Source organism: Parafrankia sp. EUN1f, from assembly GCF_000177675.1.
Classification (GTDB): Bacteria; Actinomycetota; Actinomycetes; order Frankiales; family Frankiaceae; genus Parafrankia.
This window is the reverse complement of record NZ_ADGX01000028.1, coordinates 37098-51845: the sequence shown is the minus strand read 5'-3', so window position 1 is coordinate 51845 and position 14748 is coordinate 37098. Positions and strand designations below refer to the sequence as shown.

Here is a 14748-nt window from a genome sequence, read left to right as displayed (position 1 = left end):
GCGGGCGCCGCCGTCACTTCTCCCAGGCCGCCCGCAACGCGGCGTGGTAGTCCTGCAGCGGTCGCACCCCGAGCTCACCCCGAACGAGGGACTCGATACCCTGCACGCACGCGGCAGCCGCCTGGATGGTCGTGATGCAGGGAACCCCGGCGCTGACGCAGGCGGTGCGGATCTCGTAGCCGTCCAGCCGCGGTCCGACACCCCAGGGTGTGTTGATGACCAGATCGATCTGGCCAGAGGTGATCATTTCAACGCAGTCGATGAGGTCCTCGCTGGGAGCCCGATGCTTGCCCAGGACCACGGCCTTGACCCCGTTGCGCCGCAGCACGTCCGCCGTCCCGGCTGTCGCGTAGACGACGAAACCGAGATCCGCCAGCCGCTTGATCGGGAAGATCATCGCCCGCTTGTCGCGGTTCGCCACCGAGACGAACACCCGTCCGAAGGTCGGCAGCGACGCGTACGCGGCGGCCTGCGACTTGGCGTAGGCCGTCCCGAAGCCGTCATCGATGCCCATCACCTCGCCGGTGGAACGCATCTCCGGGCCGAGCACGGTGTCCACTCCGTGGCCTCCCGCGTCGCGGAAGCGACCGAAGGGCAGCACGGCCTCCTTGACGGAGATGTGCGAGTCCAGCGGCAGCGTCGCGCCGTCACCATGCGCCGGCAGCAGGCCCTCGGCCCGCAGCTCGGGCACCGTCGCGCCGAGCATCACCCGGGCCGCGGCCTTGGCCAGCGGGACCGCCGTCGCCTTGGAGACGAACGGCACGGTCCGCGAGGCCCGCGGGTTGGCCTCCAGGACGTACAGGACGTCGGACTGCAGGGCGTACTGCACGTTGAGCAGCCCGCGCACGCCGACGCCCTCGGCGATCAGCCGGGTCGACTCGCGGATCCGGTCGAGCTCCGAACGCCCGAGGGTGATCGGGGGCAGCGCGCAGGCGGAGTCACCGGAGTGCACCCCGGCCTCCTCGATGTGCTCCATCACTCCGGCGAGGTACAGCTCGGAGCCGTCGTAGAGCGCGTCGACGTCGATCTCGATCGCGTCGTCGAGGAAGCGGTCGACAAGCACGGGGTGCTCGGGCGAGATCTGCGTCGCCCGCTCGATGTAGTCGCGCAGCATGGCGTCGTCGTAGACGATCTCCATCCCGCGGCCGCCGAGCACGTAGGACGGCCGTACCAGCACCGGGTAGCCGATCCGGTCAGCGACAGTGCGCGCCTCGGCATACGAGGTGGCCACGCCGTGCGGCGGCGAGGGCAGGTTCGCCTTGTCGAGCACCTGGCCGAACTGGCCGCGGTCCTCGGCGAGGTGGATCGCCTTCGGCGGGGTGCCGGCGATCGGCACGCCCGCGTCGGCCAGCGCGGCGGCGATGCCGAGCGGCGTCTGGCCGCCCAGCGAAACGATCACTCCGGCCAGCGGGCCCGCCTGCGACTCGGCGTGGATGACCTCCAGCACGTCCTCGACGGTCAGCGGCTCGACGTAGAGGCGGTCGGCGGTGTCGTAGTCGGTGGAGACCGTCTCCGGGTTGCAGTTGACCATCACCGCCTCGTATCCGGCCTCGGACAGCGCCATCACCGCGTGGCAGCAGGCGTAGTCGAACTCGATGCCCTGGCCGATGCGGTTGGGCCCGCTGCCGAGCACGATCACCCGCGGGCGGTCGCTGGGCGCGACCTCGGTCTCCTCGTCGTACGACGAGTAGTGATACGGCGTCTCGGACGCGAACTCGGCGGCACAGGTGTCGACCGTCTTGTAGACGGGACGGATCCCGGCCCGATGCCGGAACGACCGGACCACGTCCTCCTTGGTGCCCAGCAGGGCCGCGAGCTGGGCGTCGGAGAAGCCGGCCCGCTTCGCCCGGCGGATCCCCTCCGGGTCACGGGTCAGCGACGCGGCGATCTCGTTGAGGTAGACGATCTGGTCGACGAACCAGGGGTCGATGCCGGTCTGCGCGGTCACCTCGGCGGGCTCGGCGCCGGCGAGCAGCGCCTGCTGCACGCAGCGCAGCCGCCCGTCGTGCGGGACACGTGCCTCGGCGAGCAGGTCCTCGACGGACTCGGTCGGTGTGGTGAAGCTGAACGCGAGGCCGGGCTGCTCCATCGACCGCAGCGCCTTCTGCAGCGCCTCGGCGAAGCTGCGGCCGACCCCCATCGCCTCGCCGACGGACTTCATCGTCGTGGTCAGCGTCGTGTCCGCACCGGGGAACTTCTCGAAGGCGAACCGCGGCACCTTCACGACCACGTAGTCGAGAGTCGGCTCGAAGGCGGCCGGGGTCGTGCGCGTGATGTCGTTGGGGATCTCGTCGAGGGTGTAACCGAGCGCCAGCTTCGCCGAGATCTTGGCGATCGGGAAGCCCGTCGCCTTCGACGCCAGCGCGGAGGAGCGGGACACTCGGGGGTTCATCTCGATCACGACCTGGCGGCCGGTGGCCGGGTCGACCGCGAACTGGATGTTGCACCCGCCCGCGTCCACCCCGACCGCACGCATGACCGCGATCGACATGTCGCGCATGCGCTGGTACTCACGGTCGGTCAGGGTCAGTGCGGGCGCCACCGTCACCGAGTCGCCGGTGTGGACGCCCATCGGGTCGATGTTCTCGATCGAGCAGACGACGACCACGTTGTCGGCGCGGTCGCGCATGAGCTCGAGCTCGAACTCCTTCCAGCCGAGCACGGACTCCTCGACGAGCACCTCGGTGGACGGGCTCGCCGCCAGGCCGAAGGCGGCCATCCGGCGCAGCTCCTCGACATCGTGCGCGAAGCCGCTGCCGGCGCCGCCGAGGGTGTAGCTCGGACGGATCACGACGGGGTAGGAGAACTCGTCCGCGGCGGCGAGGCACTCCTCGACCGTGGTGCAGATCGCGCTGCGGGCGGTCTCACCGTCCACCGACGCGACGATGTCCTTGAACGCCTGCCGGTCCTCCCCGGAGCGGATGGCGTCGATGTTGGCGCCGATCAGGAGCACCCCGTACTGCTCCAGCACCCCGGCGTCGTGCAGGGCGACCGCGGTGTTGAGCGCGGTCTGGCCGCCCATCGTCGCCAGGATCGCGTCCGGGCGCTCCCGCTCGATGATCTTCGTGACGATCTCGGTGGTGATCGGCTCGATGTAGGTCGCGTCGGCGATCTCCGGATCGGTCATGATCGTCGCCGGGTTGCTGTTGACCAGGATCACCCGCAGGCCCTCGGCCCGCAGCACCCGACAGGCCTGGGTGCCGGAATAGTCGAACTCGCACGCCTGGCCGATCACGATCGGCCCGGAGCCGATCACCAGCACGGACCTCAGGTCCTCGCGCCTGGGCATCAGGCTTCTCCCCGCTTCCGCCTGCCGGCCGCCATGAGGCCGCAGAACCGGTCGAACAGTCCGTGGGCGTCGTGCGGGCCAGGCGCCGCCTCCGGATGGAACTGGACGCTGAATGCCGGTACGTCCAGGCAGGTCAGGCCCTCGACCACGTCATCGTTGAGGGCCACATGACTCACCGCTACGCGCCCGTAGCGCGTGTCGGTGGTCTCCGTGAGCGGTGCGCGCACCGCGAAGCCGTGGTTGTGGCTGGTCACGGCGATCCGACCGGTCCGGGTGTCGGCGACCGGCTGGTTGACGCCCCGGTGGCCGTAGGTCAGCTTGTACGTCTCGAACCCCAGCGCCCGGGCGAGCACCTGGTTGCCGAAGCAGATCCCGAAGACCGGGACGCCCGCGTCGAGCACGCCGGTGAGCGTCTCGACCGCGTAGTCGGCGCTGGCCGGGTCACCGGGCCCGTTCGAGAGGAAGACGCCGTCGGGCGAGAGCGCCAGCAGCTCCTGGGCGGTGCTGCGGGCCGGCAGGACGTGCACCTCGCAGCCCAGCGCGGCCATGGAGACGGGCGTGTTGCGCTTGATGCCCAGGTCGAGGGCCGCGATCCGGAAGACCGGCAGGCCCGACCGCGCCTCGACGACATACGGAGTGGTGGTGCTGACCTCCGGTGCGAGGTCGGCACCCACCATCTCGGGCGAGGCCTGAACCCGCTCCAGCAGCGAGTCGAGATCCGTGTCGGTGCTGCTGATCCCGCAACGCATCGCGCCCCGCTCGCGCAGGTGGCGGGTGAGCGCCCGGGTGTCGATCCCGCTGATCCCGACCACGCCGGCGTTCTCGAGCTCCTCGTCGAGGGTGCGCTGCGCCCGCCAGTTCGACGCGAGCCGGCTCGGGTCCCGCACCACGAAGCCCGCGACCTGGATACGCTCGGACTCGTAGTCCAGGTCGTTCACACCGGTGTTGCCGATGTGCGGCGCCGTCATGATGACGATCTGCCGGTGGTATGACGGATCGGTAAGCGTCTCCTGGTATCCGGTCATTCCGGTGGAGAAGACCGCCTCACCGAACGCCTCGCCGACCGACCCGAAGGCCTCCCCGGCGAAGCTCCGGCCATCCTCCAGCATGAGCACCGCCTGCCGGCCCGTTCCCGGCCGCCCGCCGTCCAGCGGGGCGGGCTCCCTGTCGAAGCCGCTCACCGGCTCACCTCTGCCCTGTTCCTGCCACTCGTGCCGGTGATGTCGCTTGTCACCCGTCTGGTGGTCATCGTCGTTACTCCCATCCCGGCACCCGCTCGCCCGTCGGCGACGACGGCGGCGGGGGTACAGCGAACGCGTCGCGATCCGGGTCAGGGGACCAGCCCGCGGCCGGAGCGCCGGCCCACGGCTGGCGCGCGGCGTCGGCGGGCTGACCGCCGTGATAGCCGGTCGCACCCGGCCCGGAATACTGCCCCGGCCGCTCCCGCTCGGGAAGGTGCCCCACGTCGTAGGCACCGGTGTCGTAGCTGCGGGTACCGGGCGGCACGGCGCTGTGGCCGGCCGTTCCATAGGCACCCGTGTCAAACCCGCCCTGGTCGAACCCGGCGGTGTCGTAACCGGCCGTGCGGTAACCGCCCGTGTCGTACCCCTGCGTCTCATACGCGCCCGTGCTGTGCGCGCCCGCCGCAAACCCGTGCGCGCCCGTCGCATGCCCGCCTGCCACCGGGACGCCCCCGGTCTGCGTACCCGCGGGGTAGCCCCCGGTCGGATAGCCCGCGGTGGTCGGATAGCCACCTGTGGGGTATCCACCCGTGCCGGACTCCGCCGTCTCCTGGGTGCCGCCGCCGGCGAGCGAACCGCCGTAGGAGACCACACCGTGGGCCCCCGTACGCCGGATGCCGGTGGTGTGGGCCTCCACCTCGTGCGATCCCGGGTGAGCCGCGCCGGTCGGGACAGGGCCCGTCGGGACCGGACGGGTCGGGACAGGGCCCGTCGGGACCGGACGAGTCGGGACGGGACCGGTCGGCACGGGCGACGTGCTCGTCGGCCCGCCCAGGTGGGGTGTCCCCACCGGATGGCCGGCCGTGCCGTTCGCGGCCAGCCCCGGCTGGTTCCCCGGCAGCGGATTCCCACTCCGCCGGCGGGGCTGGCGACCGATCACCGGAATCGGCATCGTGGCGGGACCGGGAACGGCGCCACCGGCGGCCGAGGGACTCACCGCCCCGGGAGGGGGCGTAGGACGCGGCGTCGTGACGCGCGGTCTCAACCTGGCGCGAACCCGCGGCACCGCATGCGGCGAGGTGATGTCGCCGGGCAGTGGCGCCGTCGGCATCGGCCCGATCAGGTCGTGGACGGATCGCACGACCCGGGGCTGGCGCGCCCTGTCCTCGCCACGGAACCCGGTCTCCAGCTCCCGGCCGTCAAAGGACCAGGCGACGACCACGAGCCGGCTCGGCGCGGCGACCTTCCCCGCATGCCCACGCTCGAGCCGGGCGCCACGCACGGCCTCGCGGGGAATCCAGAAGGCATGGCCGTCCCGGTCGACCCGGACCCCCTGCTCGTAGACGGCGATGTAGTCGCCGTCGTGCCCGGCGAGCCCGCGGGCCGCGATCCACTCCCGCCAGTGCCCCGCGTCGACGGTGCCGAGATACCTTCCGCGCAGCGGCGCGGCCAGCACGTTCCCGGTCTGCTCCGGTGGTTCGGGCAGGTCCGGCAGGTCCTCCTCCTGCTCCTGCGTCCGGCTGCTCCAGGCCCGTCGCATCGCGCCGACGAAGGCCACCGCGAGCAACAACAACCCGAAGGCGAGCAGGAGGTGCAGGGCCGCGCCACTCGGTCTGCCGACCGCGACGACCGGCCCGGCCAGGGCGAATGGCGCCATCCCCAAAGTGGGGGCTCCGCGGGACGTCGAACTCATACGATCTTCCCGTCGAGCACGGTGGGACGGCCCCGCAGGAAGGTCGCGCGGATCACCCCGGGGAGGGTTCGGCCACGGTACGGGGTGTTCGTGCTCCGGCTGGCGAAGGCTGCCGGGTCGATCACCCGCTGCGCCTGAGTATCGAGCAGTGTCAGCGTCGCGGGCGTACCCACCTGCGCGAACTGCGCGACGTCCAGCACGGTGTCGGCCACCCCGCCGATCCGCGCGGGCGCGGCTGCCAGGCGGTCGGCCACACCGGCCCAGTCGAGATGCCCGGTCGTGACCATCGTCTCGATCACCACCGACAGCGCCGTCTCAAGCCCGAGCATCCCCGGCCGAGCGGCGGCCCACTCGGTTTCCTTGTCCTCTGGTGCATGCGGGGCGTGATCAGTTGCCACACAGTCGATCGTGCCGTCCGCCAGCCCGGCTCGCAGTGCCTCTGTGTCGGCTTTGGTACGCAAAGGCGGATTGACCTTGTACACCGGGTCATACGAGGCCACCAGATCTTCGGTCAGCAGCAGGTGGTGCGGGGTCACCTCGGCGGTGACCCGCCACCCCTTCGCCTTCGCCCACCGGATGATCTCGACCGAGCCGGCCGTGGAGACGTGACAGACGTGCAGGCGCGAGTCGACATGGCCGGCGAGCAGCGCGTCACGCGCGATGATCGCCTCCTCGGCGACCGCGGGCCAGCCGGGCAGGCCGAGGCAGGCGGCCATCGCGCCCTCGTTCATCTGCGCGCCGGCGGTGAGCCGGGGCTCCTCCGCGTGCTGCGCGACCACGCCGTCGAACGCCTTGACGTACTCCAGCGCGCGACGCATAAGCAGTGCGTCGGACACGCAGTGCCCGTCGTCGGAGAACATCCGCACGGCGGCCGCGGACGTCGCCATGGCTCCCAGCTCGGCGAGCTGCGAGCCGGCGAGCCCCTTGGTCACGGCACCGACCGGACGCACCTCGCAGTGCCCGGCGTCCTGGCCGAGCCGCCACACCTGCTCCACCACTCCGGCGGTGTCCGCGACCGGGTCGGTGTTCGCCATCGCGAACACCGCCGTGTAGCCACCAAGCGCCGCGGCCCGCGTGCCCGACTCGACGGTCTCGGCATCCTCGCGCCCGGGCTCGCGCAGATGTGTGTGCAGGTCGACGAACCCGGGCAGTGCGATGAGGCCCGCACCGTCGACGATCAGTGGGCCGCGCCGGGTTCCGCCGGCCGCACCGTCGGCGGCCTCCGCGACGACGCTGGTGTGCTCACCGCCGCCGGGCGGGGTGACCGCGGCGATCCGCCCGCCCGCGATCACCAGGTCTCGGGGGTCGCCCCCCAGGGGGCTGACGCCACGCAGCACGATCACCGATGTCATGTGGTCTCCCGGTCGGTGCCGCCACCCAGCAGCAGATAGAGGACTGCCATCCGGACACTCACCCCGTTGGCGACCTGGTCGACCACCGTCGACCGCGGTGAGTCCGCCACGGAGGAGGCGATCTCCATGCCCCGGACCATGGGCCCGGGATGCATCACCAGCGCGTGCTCCGGCATGAGCGCGGCACGGTCCGCGTCGAGGCCGTAACGGCGGCTGTACTCCCGCTCGCTGGGGAAGAACGCCGCGGACATCCGTTCCCGTTGCACGCGCAACATCATCACGACGTCGCTCTTGGGCAGCACCGCGTCGAGGTCGTAGGAGACCCCGACCGGCCACCCGTCGATGCCCAGCGGGAGCAGGGTCGGCGGCGCGACCACGGTGACCTGCGCACCCAGCGTCGTCAGCAGCCAGATGTTCGACCGCGCGACCCGGGAGTGCAGGACGTCCCCGACGATCGTGACGGCGAGCCCGTCCACCCGGCCGAGCCGGCGGCGGATCGTGAAAGCGTCGAGCAGGGCCTGGGTCGGATGCTCATGCGTCCCATCCCCCGCGTTCACCACGCTGCCGCGCACCCAGGAGGCGAGCCGGTGCGGCGCGCCACTGGCCGAATGGCGACAGACCACCGCATCCGCCCCCATGGCCTCCAGGGTCTGCGCCGTGTCCTTCAGGCTCTCGCCCTTCGACACGCTTGACCCTCGCGCCGAAAAATTGATCACATCGGCCGACAGTCTCTTGGCGGCGACCTCGAAGGAGGTGCGGGTGCGGGTGGAATCCTCGAAGAAGAGGTTGACGACGGTCCGGCCGCGAAGTGTCGGCAGCTTGCGGACCGGCGCGTCGGCGACCCGCGCCATCCGGTCCGCTGTGTCCAGCACGAGCAGCGCGTCGTCCAGCAGCAGGTCAGCGGTGGAGAGCAGGTGGCGTTTCACACCCACCGCCGAGGTCCGGTGCGGCGCCTGCTCGCGGGCGCGGTCACAGCGCGTCCGCGGAGACGATGAGAACGGCGTCCGCGCCGTCGACCTCACGCAGCCGAACGGCGACCGATTCGCGTCGCGAGGTGGGCATGTTCTTCCCCACGTAGTCAGCTCGGATGGGGAGCTCGCGGTGGCCTCGATCGACCAGCACGGCGAGCTGGACCGCACGCGGCCGGCCGTAGGCCGAGAGCGCGTCGAGCGCGGCCCGGACGGTGCGGCCCGAGTACAGGACGTCATCCACGAGAATGACGACCATTCCGTCCACGCCGCATTCCGGGATCTCGGTCACCTCGAGTGGGCGAACTCCGCGCAGTCGCAGGTCGTCCCGGTACATCGTCGGGTCGAGCGAACCGACCGGCAGATTCACGCCTTCGACCGCGGCCACTCTGCGCGCCAGCCGCTGCGCGAGCGGAACACCACGAGTCGGGATGCCGAGCAGGAGTACACCGTCACCGCCCGAGGTCTTCTCCAGCACCTGGTGCGCCATCCGGCTCACAACCCGGTTCATATCGGCGGCGGAGAGCACAGTACGGCTCAGGCCAGGCCTGTCGGCACGCCCGCGCGGCCCGGCCACGGAGTCATCGTCGCTGGTCCGGCCCACCACGTCCACCGGGCCGTCGGGGTCCTCGGCATGTGGGCGCGAGGTGGCCCCCGGCATGTTTCCGGGTGTGTTACGGGCAGGATCGCCTTGCGCGGCCGCAGCCACGAGGTGTCCCTCCTTCCCCGCCTCACTGGACGGTCCTTAAAGGAGCGGTCCCCGCGACCGTACCAGCCAGGTCAGGAGCAGCGAAGCCGGTCAGTGCGGCATGGGGGGCGACGGCGAGGAACACGTCGTCCTCACACGGACGGGTCTGGCACACGGCTTCACAAACCTTGGCGAGCCGTTGCCGAGAGTGACGTGAATCACGATGCTCCGTATACCGACGACTTCAATCGTCACTACACGTCACCGTAGGCAGACGACGAGCACAGATCCCCACCGTAGCCGGGAAGTGCCGACAGCGCTAATGCCGGCCGCAACCGGAAGGCTACAGAAAGTGGTACAAAGAAAGAGGCGACACGACCCCCCGGGTGTCGAGTCTCAACCCGGCGGGCACTACTATCGGTAACCGCCGGCGGCAAGAGCCCTCGGTTCCAACTGATCGACCACGACAGGAGTGGGCACTTCGATGTCCGACTATGCGAAGGCGCTCGGTGCTCGGCTGCGCGCGATACGCACCCAGCAGGGGCTCTCGCTCCATGGCGTCGAGGAGAAGTCGCACGGTCGGTGGAAGGCCGTCGTGGTGGGCTCCTACGAGCGGGGGGACCGCGCGGTAACCGTCCAGCGGCTCTCTGAGCTGGCCGAGTTCTACGGCGTTCCGGTCGGCGAGCTTCTCCCCGAGGGCTCGACCGTGGCGCCGCTGGAGCAGTCGCCGCGCATCGTCCTCGACCTGGAGCGTCTCGCGCAGGTTCCCAAGGAGCAGGGCGGTCCGCTGGCCCGGTACGCGGCCACGATCCAGAGCCAGCGCGGCGACTACAACGGGCGTGTGCTCTCTATCCGTTACGAGGACCTGCGCTCCCTCGCGGTGATCTACGACACCTCGCCGAGCAAGCTCACCGAGCAGCTCGTGTCGTGGGGCGTGCTTTCACCCGAGCAGGGCAGCGAGCCGGCCGCGTCCGACGCCTAGGTCCGACGCCTAGGTCCGACGCCTGACCGGGCGCACCAGAACATCGCACCGCCAGAACATCGCACGAGGGGCAGCTGGTTCCGGGGGGTACCGGCCGCTCAGCACCGAAACAGCGGGCAATCCAGCATCACGCACGCCAGCACCATGTAGTGATCTTCTCTGGGGGAAGACCCGGTACGTCACAGCGGTGACGTACCGGGACACCATGGCTTCCCGGGCCCGACAGCCCGATCGAACCGTCACCCGGCTCGAAACCATCACCCGCGAGCGGACTCCCGCTCCGATCAGCTCACGGTCGGCTGATCAGCTCTCGGCCGGCTCCGTGCGCGCCGCGCCTTCGGCCCGCGCCGCATCCTCGCCAGCCCCCGCCAGCTCGGCCGGTTCAGGGCCCTCCCGCAGCAGCTGGGGCTTCTCCTGCAGCAGGCTGGCCAGCAGACCGTTCACGAACGCGGGCGACCGCTCGGTGGAGATGGTCTTCGCCAGCCGCACCGCCTCGTCGATCACGACGCCGTCCGGCACGTCGGTCCGCCAGAACAGTTCGAGCACCGCGATCCGCAGGATGTTGCGATCGACCGGAGGCATCCGGTCGATCGCCCACCCCTGCGCATGGCTGGCGATATGGCGGTCGATGTCGCCAAGATGCGCGACTACGCCCTCGACCAGGTCGGAGGCATAGTCAGGCACCGGGGGGTCGGACTGCGCACGGCGGGCGGCCAGGGTCTCCATCGGCCGCAACGACCGCATGTCCGCCTCGTAGAGAATGTCGAGCGCGCGCTTTCGCGCCTTGGACCTGGCGCTCAGTTCGTCACCCGACCGAGGTACCGACCATCGCGGGTGTCGACCTTGACCTTCTCACCCGTGGTGATGAACAGCGGGACCTGGATGTTCGCACCCGTCTCGAGCTTCGCGGGCTTGGTCCCGCCGGTCGACCGGTCACCCTGGACACCCGGGTCGGTCGCCGAGATGGTCAGCTCGACGCTGGCCGGCAGCTCCACATACAGCGGTGCGTCGTCGTGCAGCGCCACCGTCGCCGTCATGTTCTCGAGCATGTAGTCCGCGACGGTGCCCACCACGTCCGGCGGGACCGGAATCTGCTCGTAGGACTCACTGTCCATGAACACGAAATCGGTGCCATCCCGGTACAGATAGGTCATCTCGCGACGATCCACCGTCGCTACCTCGACCTTGACGCCGGCGTTGAAGGTCCGGTCGACGACTTTGCCGGAAAGCACGTTCTTCAGCGTCGTCCGGACGAACGCCCCGCCCTTGCCCGGCTTGACGTGCTGGAATCCGACGACGTTCCACAACACCCCGTCGATGTCGAGCGTCATGCCGTTCTTCAGGTCGTTCGTTGTCGCCACTGCGCGTGTCTCTCCGTTCCGGTCGCCGCCCGGTCGATCGATCCGTACTCGATCGCCAGCCTGTCGCTCGTCACCGTTTCTGGCCGCGGCAAAGTCTACAGATCCGGATCGCCACTGCCGCACAGGCCAACTGGCGGCGCTCCGAGAGCTGGCGGCCGGTTCGCCCGCCGGCTGTCCGCCAGTCCGCTCGCACCCAGTCCGCTCGCCGTCAGCCCTCCACCACGGGCCCGCCTCCCGTGGCGACGGCCCGATACGCGGCGATCAGGTGCTCCGGCTCCGGATCGTCGAACGACCGCGCCCGGCCAAGGGCCTCCAGCACGACGAAACGCAGGCGGCGCCCGCGTGCCTTCTTGTCGACCCGCATCGCGTCGAGCAGGCTCGGCCAGCGGTCCCCGCGGTACTCCACCGGCAACCCGATCGCCCGCAGCAGCTCACGGTGACGCGCGGCGGTGGTGTCATCAAGGCCCGCGACCCGCCGGGAGAGCTCCGCGGCGAACACCATCCCGACCGAGACCGCGGCGCCATGACGCCAGGTGAAGTTCTCGATCTTCTCGATGGCGTGCGCGAGGGTGTGACCGTAGTTGAGGATCTCCCTGCCCCCGGCCTCCCGGGGGTCACCGGACACCACCGCCGCCTTGACCCGGATCGAACGCTCCACCAGCTCGGGCAGATGCGCCGCCCCGGTCGGATCAGCCTCCAGCAGCTCGAGGATGCGCGGGTCCGCGATGAAACCCGACTTGACGACCTCGGCCAGGCCGGCCTGGACCTCCACCGCGGGCAGGGTCGTCAGCGTCGTGAGATCGCAGAGGACACGCAGCGGCTGGTGGAACGCGCCGACCAGGTTCTTGCCCGCATCGATGTCGATGCCGGTCTTGCCGCCCACCGCCGCGTCGACCATCCCGAGCACCGTCGTCGGCACCTGGACCACGTCGACACCGCGCAGCCAGCCCGCGGCCACGAACCCGGCCAGGTCCGTGGTCGCCCCACCGCCGAGGCCGACGACGAGGTCGTCCCGGGTGAACCCGAGGCGCCCGAGTGTGTCCCAGCACTCACCGGCGATCCGGAGCTGCTTGGCCTCCTCGCCGTCGGGCACCTCCACCGCGTGCGCCTCCGCGCCCGCCTGCGCGCGCAGCGCGGCGACAACGGTCGCGGCGGTGGCCCGCAACGCACGTGGGTGGATGACCGCGACCCTGGTCCGCCCCGCGGCGACCGCATCCAGCTCGCCGAGCACCCCTTCGCCGAGCACCACCTCGTAGGAGCGGTCGCCGGCCGGGGCGACCTCGATCCGGACCACATCAGAGACCTTTGTCGCCGGCATCAGCGGCTCATCCTCCCCGCGAGTTCGACCAGGATCGCCGCGACGACGTCCTCGACCTCGAGGGCACCGGTGTCGACCGTGAGGGAGGCCACCTCCTCGTAGAGCGGGCGCCGGGCCTTCAGCAACGCGGCCAGCCGGGTGCGCGGACCCTCGACGAGAAGAGGCCGGTCACGGGCGAGCCCCACCCGCCTGGCCGCGGCGGAGGCGCTGACATCGAGGTAGACGACCCAGTGCCCGGCCAGCTCGGCACGGACGTCGGCGTCGAGCACCGCCCCGCCGCCGAGCGCCAGCACGCCGGTGTGCTCCGCCAGGGCCGCCAGTACCGCGGACCGCTCGGCCGCGCGGAAATACTCCTCGCCGTGCTCGACGAACACGTCGGAGACACTCATCCCGAGGTTGGACTCGACGTCCAGGTCGGTGTCACGGAACTCCACGCCGATCCGCCGCGCGAGCGCCACCCCGACCGTGCTCTTCCCCGCACCCGGCGCGCCGACCAGGACCGCGAGCGGACCCGGACGAACCTGCTCCCCGGAGCCCACGGCCACACCCGCCACCGCCCCGCTGCCGACCGCCCCGCTGTCGGCCACCACGCTGTCCGTGGCCGCCGGGGCCTCGTGCCCGGTTCGCATCGTCAGTGCACCGCCAACGACTTCAGGTAGCCCTCGCAGTTGCGCCGGGTCTCCTCCACGGAGTCCCCCCCGAACTTCTCCAGGGCCGCGTCGGCCAGCACGAGCGCGACCATCGCCTCCGCGACCACGGCGGCCGCGGGCACGGCGCAGACGTCGGACCGCTGGGCGATGGCCACCGCGGGTTCGCCGGTGGCCACGTCGATCGTGGCGAGTGGCCGCGACAGCGTCGAGATCGGCTTCATCGCCGCGCGGACCCGCAGTGGATCGCCGGTCGTCATCCCCCCCTCAACCCCGCCGGCCCGGTCGCTGGCCCGCCGCACCCGCATGCCGGGCCCGTCGACCGGCTCGATCTCGTCGTGCGCGACCGACCCACGCCGCCGGGCGGTGCGGAACCCGTCACCGAACTCGACGCCCTTGATGGCCTGAATGCCCATGAGCTCGGCCGCGAGCCGCGCGTCCAGCCGGCGGTCACCGTGGACATAGCTCCCCAGCCCCGGCGGGCAGCCGTAGGCGAGCACCTCGACGATGCCGCCGAGTGTGTCCGCGTCACGGTGCGCGGCGTCGATCTCGGCGACCATGCGCTCGCTGGTGGCCGGGTCCGCGCAGCGCACCGGGTCGGCGTCGACCACGCCGAGCGAGACCGGCGGTGGCGTGCCCGGCGGGACCTCCACCGCGCCGATCGCCACGACGTGCGAGACGATCTCGATGCCATACGCCTGGCGCAGCAGCGCCCTGGCGACCGTGCCCAGCGCCACCCGCGCCGCGGTCTCGCGGGCGCTGGCGCGCTCCAGGACCGGCCGCGCGTCGTCGAAACCGTACTTCTGCATGCCGGCGAGGTCGGCGTGACCCGGCCGCGGGCGGGTCAGCGGCGCGTTGCGGCCCAGACCCGCAAGCTCCGCCGGGTCGATCGGGTCGGGCGACATCACCTGCTGCCACTTCGGCCACTCGGTGTTGCGAACGACAATGCTGACCGGCCCACCGAGGCTGACCCCGTGGCGAATGCCACCGAGCATCTCGACCACGTCACGCTCGAACTTCATCCGCGCGCCACGGCCGTGGCCGAGCCGGCGGCGGGCGAGCTCGTCTCCGATCTCCGCGCTGGACACGCGGATCCCCGCGGGCAGCCCCTCCACTGTCGCGACCAGAGCGGGGCCGTGGGACTCCCCCGCCGTCAACCAGCGCACCATGGGACCAGTCTTTCACGGCGCTCAGCCGAGGGACGACCGCCCGATACCGCACCCAGCCGGACTGACCAGGTAAATCACACAGATAAATCCTCCGGGGAGC

Annotated in this window: 12 protein-coding genes; 1 reads left to right on the top strand and 11 read right to left on the bottom strand. The window is 71.1% G+C overall.

Going from position 1 to position 14748, the window contains the following annotated elements:
• Window positions 1–13 precede the first annotated feature (13 nt).
• The 6 genes from carB to pyrR all read right to left on the bottom strand — a co-directional run bounded on the left by carB (window position 14) and on the right by pyrR (window position 9192).
• Window positions 14–3289 (bottom strand): carbamoyl-phosphate synthase large subunit, encoded by a 3276-nt coding sequence (gene carB / locus FREUN1FDRAFT_RS11050; RefSeq protein ID WP_006540114.1) that lies wholly within the window; start codon window positions 3287–3289, stop codon window positions 14–16.
• On the bottom strand, window positions 3289–4470 hold the full coding sequence (carA, locus tag FREUN1FDRAFT_RS11045; protein WP_006540113.1) for a glutamine-hydrolyzing carbamoyl-phosphate synthase small subunit: 1182 nt from the start codon (window positions 4468–4470) through the stop codon (window positions 3289–3291). The genes carB and carA overlap by 1 nt, the downstream gene beginning before the upstream one ends.
• A 73-nt stretch (window positions 4471–4543) precedes the next feature.
• Window positions 4544–6163: a hypothetical protein gene (locus tag FREUN1FDRAFT_RS46130; protein ID WP_006540112.1), complete on the bottom strand. Its 1620-nt coding sequence runs from the start codon at window positions 6161–6163 to the stop codon at window positions 4544–4546.
• Window positions 6160–7515 (bottom strand): dihydroorotase, encoded by a 1356-nt coding sequence (locus FREUN1FDRAFT_RS11035; RefSeq protein WP_006540111.1) that lies wholly within the window; start codon window positions 7513–7515, stop codon window positions 6160–6162. Before FREUN1FDRAFT_RS11035 ends, FREUN1FDRAFT_RS46130 begins: the two co-directional genes overlap by 4 nt.
• Entirely contained in the window at window positions 7512–8441 is a 930-nt protein-coding gene (locus FREUN1FDRAFT_RS11030; protein WP_006540110.1) for an aspartate carbamoyltransferase catalytic subunit, read from the bottom strand. The genes FREUN1FDRAFT_RS11035 and FREUN1FDRAFT_RS11030 overlap by 4 nt, the downstream gene beginning before the upstream one ends.
• A gap of 43 nt (window positions 8442–8484) precedes the next feature.
• Window positions 8485–9192: a bifunctional pyr operon transcriptional regulator/uracil phosphoribosyltransferase PyrR gene (gene pyrR / locus FREUN1FDRAFT_RS11025; protein ID WP_006540109.1), complete on the bottom strand. Its 708-nt coding sequence runs from the start codon at window positions 9190–9192 to the stop codon at window positions 8485–8487.
• A gap of 463 nt (window positions 9193–9655) precedes the next feature.
• Between pyrR and FREUN1FDRAFT_RS11020 the strand changes: the two genes are divergently transcribed.
• A complete protein-coding gene (locus FREUN1FDRAFT_RS11020; RefSeq protein WP_006540108.1) occupies window positions 9656–10153 on the top strand; it encodes a transcriptional regulator in 498 nt (165 codons plus the stop codon).
• Window positions 10154–10456: 303 nt separating this feature from the next.
• Here FREUN1FDRAFT_RS11020 and nusB read toward each other — a convergent pair whose 3' ends face one another.
• The 5 genes from nusB to aroC all read right to left on the bottom strand — a co-directional run bounded on the left by nusB (window position 10457) and on the right by aroC (window position 14648).
• Entirely contained in the window at window positions 10457–10954 is a 498-nt protein-coding gene (nusB, locus tag FREUN1FDRAFT_RS11015; RefSeq protein ID WP_083828653.1) for a transcription antitermination factor NusB, read from the bottom strand.
• Entirely contained in the window at window positions 10951–11514 is a 564-nt protein-coding gene (gene efp / locus FREUN1FDRAFT_RS11010; RefSeq protein ID WP_006540106.1) for an elongation factor P, read from the bottom strand. The genes nusB and efp overlap by 4 nt, the downstream gene beginning before the upstream one ends.
• Before the next feature lie 208 nt (window positions 11515–11722).
• Window positions 11723–12832, bottom strand: coding sequence for a 3-dehydroquinate synthase (gene aroB, locus FREUN1FDRAFT_RS11005; protein ID WP_006540105.1), 1110 nt, complete (start codon window positions 12830–12832; stop codon window positions 11723–11725).
• Complete coding sequence (locus FREUN1FDRAFT_RS11000) at window positions 12832–13461, bottom strand: shikimate kinase (RefSeq protein WP_006540104.1); 630 nt, start codon at window positions 13459–13461, stop codon at window positions 12832–12834. Before FREUN1FDRAFT_RS11000 ends, aroB begins: the two co-directional genes overlap by 1 nt.
• A 2-nt stretch (window positions 13462–13463) precedes the next feature.
• On the bottom strand, window positions 13464–14648 hold the full coding sequence (aroC, locus tag FREUN1FDRAFT_RS10995; protein ID WP_006540103.1) for a chorismate synthase: 1185 nt from the start codon (window positions 14646–14648) through the stop codon (window positions 13464–13466).
• Window positions 14649–14748 lie beyond the last annotated feature (100 nt).

Bases quoted from the DNA above. Each gene is read 5' to 3' on its own strand.
- aroC (WP_006540103.1), bottom strand. From the start codon at position 14,648: ATGGTGCGCTGGTTGACGGCGGGGGAGTCCCACGGCCCCGCTCTGGTC.
- aroB (WP_006540105.1), bottom strand. From the start codon at position 12,832: ATGCCGGCGACAAAGGTCTCTGATGTGGTCCGGATCGAGGTCGCCCCG.
- FREUN1FDRAFT_RS46130 (WP_006540112.1), bottom strand. From the start codon at position 6,163: ATGAGTTCGACGTCCCGCGGAGCCCCCACTTTGGGGATGGCGCCATTC.
- FREUN1FDRAFT_RS11000 (WP_006540104.1), bottom strand. From the start codon at position 13,461: ATGCGAACCGGGCACGAGGCCCCGGCGGCCACGGACAGCGTGGTGGCC.
- FREUN1FDRAFT_RS11035 (WP_006540111.1), bottom strand. From the start codon at position 7,515: ATGACATCGGTGATCGTGCTGCGTGGCGTCAGCCCCCTGGGGGGCGAC.
- carB (WP_006540114.1), bottom strand. From the start codon at position 3,289: ATGCCCAGGCGCGAGGACCTGAGGTCCGTGCTGGTGATCGGCTCCGGG.
- FREUN1FDRAFT_RS11020 (WP_006540108.1), top strand. From the start codon at position 9,656: ATGTCCGACTATGCGAAGGCGCTCGGTGCTCGGCTGCGCGCGATACGC.